This window comes from Streptomyces laculatispora (assembly GCF_017353455.1).
GTDB lineage: Bacteria > Actinomycetota > Actinomycetes > Streptomycetales > Streptomycetaceae > Streptomyces > Streptomyces laculatispora.
Genome location: NZ_JAFMPZ010000021.1, coordinates 1 through 4838 on the forward strand (window position 1 = coordinate 1; position 4838 = coordinate 4838).

Here is a 4838-nt window from a genome sequence, read left to right on the forward strand (position 1 = left end):
GGAGCGCGCGGCCGCCGAGCCAGCTCTGCCCGTCGCGAGCTACGACCTCCTGACGCAGAGCGAGCACGCCCGGGTCACCCACTGGGGAACCGGCCGCGGCCTGCCCGCCTCCGACGCCGCCACCCTGCCCGCCCTCTTCGCGGCTCAGGCGCACCGCACCCCGGACGCGGTGGCCGTCGCCGGCGATGACACGACCCTCACGGAGGGCGGGCAGGGTGGCGGCGTCGGAGGCGGGCAGGCCGCGGCCGGTTCCCCAGTGGGTGACCCGGGCGTGCTCGCTCTGCGTCAGGAGGTCGTAGCTCGCGACGGGCAGAGCGGGCTCGGCGGCCGCGCGCTCCAGGAGCCGGATCAGGCGGTCCGAGAGTGCTGCAACGGTGGAGCGGTCGAAGAGGGCGGTGGCGTACTCGATTCCGGCGGTGAGACCTGCCTCGCCCGGCTCCTCGGTGAAGGCGAAGGTGAGGTCGAACTTGCTCAGGCCGTTGTGGACGAGCCGGTCCACGACCGTGAGGCCGGGCAGGTCGGGGCGGGCAGTCGCCTGGTTCTGGAGGACCAGCATGGTCTGGAACAGCGGATGGTGGTTGCGCGCCCGGACGGGGTTGAGGCTCTCGACGAGGCGCTCGAAGGGAACATCCTGGTGCCCATATGCGGACAGGTCGAACTCCCGTACCCGCTGGAGCAGTTCGAGGAAGGTCGGGTTGCCGGACAGGTCCGTGCGCAGGACGAGCGTGTTGACGAAGAAGCCGACCAGGTCCTCGAGCGCCTCGTCCGTGCGGCCCGCGACGGGCGAGCCGAGCGGGATGTCGTCGCCCGCGCCGTGGCGGTGCAGCAGAGTGGCCACCGCCGCCTGGAGCACCATGAACAGACTGCTGCCGGACTCATGTGCCAGGCGCAGGAGCTGAGCGTACAGAGAAGGCGGTACGTCGAAGGTGTGGACGGCTCCCCTCGGATCGGTGGCAGCCGGGCGCGGGCGGTCCAGTGGCAGGTCGATCAGCCCGGGAAGGCCCGCGAGGGCGGTGTGCCAGTGGTCGAGCTGCCGGCGCAGGACGCTCTGCGGTGCGATGCCGTCGCCCAGAGCTGCGTGTTGCCAGAGGGTGTAGTCGGCGTACTGGAGCGGAGTGCCGGCCATGGGTTCGGGCTCCCGGCCCGAGAGACGGGCCTCGTAGGCCTCGCCGAGGTGACGGGCGAGCGGGGCGAGGGACCAGCCGTCGCCCGCGATGTGGTGCAGGACGAGGACCAGGACGTGGTGCCCGGGTGCGGAGCGCAGCAGCAGGGCCCGCAGTGGCGGGTCCGTGACGATGTCGAACGGTTCACGCACGGCGGCCAGGACGGCCGCCTCCAGGTCAGCGGGGGCCGTGCTCAGGACAGGCAGGCGAGGTGTCACCGCGTAGGCCGGAAGAACCACTTGGTGCGGCACGCCGTCGCGTTCGGGGAACAGGGTGCGCAGCGACTCATGCCGGTCGACGACGTCGCGCAGGGCGGCGCGCAGGGCGTCCGTGTCCAGGGTGCCGTCGAGTTCGAGGACGAGCGGGATGTTGTAGGCAGAGCTGGGACCTTCGAGCCGGTTCAGGAACCACAGGCGCTGCTGGGCGAAGGACAGCGGCAGCGGATCGGGCCGCTGTGCGGCGCGCACCACCGGGGGGTGGGTGCGGCCCTGCAGGTCGAGGACGCGGGCCAGGCCCGCGACGGTCGGGTGCTCGAAGAGGGTGCGGACGGCGATCTCGGCGCCCAGGACGGCCCGGACGCGGCTCACGACCCGCATGGCGAGGAGCGAGTGCCCGCCGAGGTCGAAGAAGCTGTCATGCGGGTTCACGAGGGGCCGCTGCAGGACGTCGGCGAAGATTCCGGCGAGCAGGCCCTCCTGGAGGGTGTGCTGCCCCGCTCCGTCGGCCGGGCCGGGCACCGCCGACGGCTCCGGCAGGGCCCGCCGGTCCACCTTGCCGTTGGGCAGGAGCGGAAGGTCGTCCAGGATGACGACGGCGCCGGGCACCGTGTAGTGGGGGAGGCTCTCGGCGAGGGCATCACGCAGGATGACCGGGCGCAGGGCCGGGTCACCGGTGACGGCATAGGCGACGAGGCTGCGCCCGCCGGCCATGTCCTCATGGATCACGGCGCAGGCGGCCGTGACGCCGGGGCAGGCCAGGAGTGCGGCCTCGATCTCGCCCAACTCAATCCGGAATCCGCGGAGTTTGACCTGGTCGTCGGCGCGTGCCACATAGTCGAGCAGACCGTGGCCGTTCCACCGCACGAGGTCACCCGTGCGGTACATCCGGGCGCCCGCGCCGTCGAACGGATCGGCGACGAACCGTACGGCGGTCAGGGCCGGACGGTCCAGGTATCCGCGGGCGAGGTTGGGACCCGACAGGTACAGCTCACCGGTGACACCGGGTGGTACGGGACGCAGCCGGCTGTCGAGGACGTAGGCGCGCATCGTGTCGACGGGGCGGCCGATCGGCACGGTCCCGTACAGCGTGCCCTCCGCCTGCCCGCTGCTTTCCTGGCCGGCCACGCGGTGGACGGTCGCGTCGACGGTCGCCTCGGTCGGCCCGTAAAGGTTGTGCACTTCGGCCCGCCACAGCTCGGCGACGTCGTCGGCGAGGGCGCGCGGCAGCGGCTCGCCCCCGCACAGCACGGTGCGCAGGCCGGGGAGCGGCGCGGCGTGTGCCGCCTCCGTGAGAACGAGGGTCAGGTGGGAGGGCACGAACTGGGCGACGGTGACACCGAACCGGCTCATCCAGGAGACCAGGGTGCGGGGTTCCATGTTGGCTCCGTGCGGCAGCACACAGACTTCGGCGCCGTTCATCAGCGGGAGCCACAACTCCCACACGGAGGCGTCGAAGCTGAAGGAGGTACGGGCCAGGACCCGGTCGTCCGAAGTGATCGTCAGGTGCCGTGCCATCCAGCCCATGTGATTGGCCAGGGCGCCGTGCGACACGACCACGCCCTTGGGGCGGCCGGTGGAGCCCGAGGTGTAGATGACGTACGCGGGGTCTGCCGGACGGGGTGGGTCCGGAAGGGGCCCGGTGGGACGGGCGGGTTGAGCAGTCGGGTCGTCGAGGGCAAGCCACGGAATGCCGCAGGTGGGCAGTTGCGCGTGGACGTCCCTGGTGGTGAGCAGCAGGACGGGGCGGGCGTCGTCGAGCATGTGACGGATACGGGCGGGCGGATACTGCGGGTCGACGGGCACATAGGCGGCGCCGGCCCGCAGCACGGCCAGCATGGCGACGACGGTGTCCACGGACGGTGGTACGGCAATGGCCACCCTGCTCTCGCGGCCCGCGCCGCGCTCACGCAGGACGTGGGCCAGGACATCGGCGCGGGCGTCGAGTTCGGCGTAGGTGAGGCGCGTGTCCGCGTCGCGCACGGCTACGGCGCAGGGAGTACGCACGGCCTGCGCCCGGACCTCTTCGGGGGCGGATCGGGCGGGCAGCGGCTGCTTCGCGCCGCTCCCCTGGACCAGAAGACGCTCCCGCTCCTGCGGGGACAGCGGGTCCAGGTCGCTGATGGCCCGGCCGGGTTCGGTCACGGCCAGGGTGACGACACGGGCGAAACGGGCGCACAGGGCGCGGGCGGTGGCGGGGTCGAAGAGGTCGGTGGCGTATTCCAGGTAACCGCCGATGCCTCCGGCGCCGTACCCGGTGTCCGCAGCGGCGCCGCCCGCCGGGTCGGTGGGTACGCCGGGTCCGGAATCCTCGGCGGGTCTCCCGGCAGGTCTCTCTGCGGCTTCGGTGACTTCGGTGAGCGAGAACGTCAGATCGAACTTGCTGCCTCCGCGGTGCCGGGATCTGTCATGGACGGTGACACCCGGCAGATCGAGGCCCACTCGCTCCTGGTTCTGAAGGACCAGCATGGTCTGGAAGAGGGGGTGGTGGTCGCCGGACCGCTCGGGGTTGAGGGCCTCCACGATCCGCTCGAACGGTATGTCGCCATGGCTGAGGGCGGCGATGTCCCACTTGACCACGCGATCCAGGAGTTCGTGGAAGGTCGGGTTGCCGGACAGGTCAGCACGCAGAACGACCGTGTTGACGAAGAACCCGACCAGATCGTCGAGGGCCTCCTCGGTACGTCCGGCCACCGCGGTCCCCAGCGGGATGTCGGAGCCCGCGCCGTGCGCCTGCAGCGTCACGGCGAGAGCGGCCTGGAGCACCATGAAGGGCGTGCAGCCGGCGGCTCGGGCGAACCGGATGAGTGCGGCATGCGCGGGAGCGGGCAGTTCGAAGGGCACGGCGGCGCCCCGATGGCTGGGTACGGCTGGGCGGGGACGGTCGAGAGGCAGCTCAAGCAGTTCGGGAACGCCGTGCAGCGCGCCCTTCCAGAAGTCGAGTTGGGATGCGGCCAGGCTGTCCGGGTCGCCGTCGTCGCCGAGCAGCCGGCGCTGCCAGAGGGCGTAGTCGGCGTACTGCACGCGCAGCGGGGCCCAGTCGGGCGTGCCCGTCCGCTTGCTCCTGGCGCGGTAGGCAGCGCCCAGGTCACGGCTGAGCGGGGCGAGGGACCAGCCGTCGGCGACGACATGGTGGAGAACGAGGACCAGGATGTGGCGGGCGGGGCCCAGGCGGAGCAGATGGGCGCGGACGGCGGCGTCGGACCTGAGGTCGAAGGGCCTGACGGTCAGGCGGTGCAGCGTTTCGTCGGCCCAGGCGTCGGCGGTCTCCTCGGCCGGGGAGTGCTCGACGACAAGAGGGACCAGCGATGCGGCAGCGTCCGCGTCAAGGACTTCTTGCCGTGCGACGCCGTCGTGTTCGGCGAAGACGGTGCGCAGGCTCTCGTGGCGCGCGACGACGTCGCGCAGGGCACCGCGCAGGGCGTCCGAGTCCACAGGACCGTCGAGTTCGAGGACGAGC

Annotated in this window: 1 protein-coding gene; it reads right to left on the reverse strand. The window is 72.0% G+C overall.

The genetic code is table 11. The features are described 5' to 3' along the window. The coding region (locus J1C73_RS00845; protein ID WP_242643531.1) for a non-ribosomal peptide synthetase at window positions 1-4838 on the reverse strand (4838 nt) is incomplete at both ends.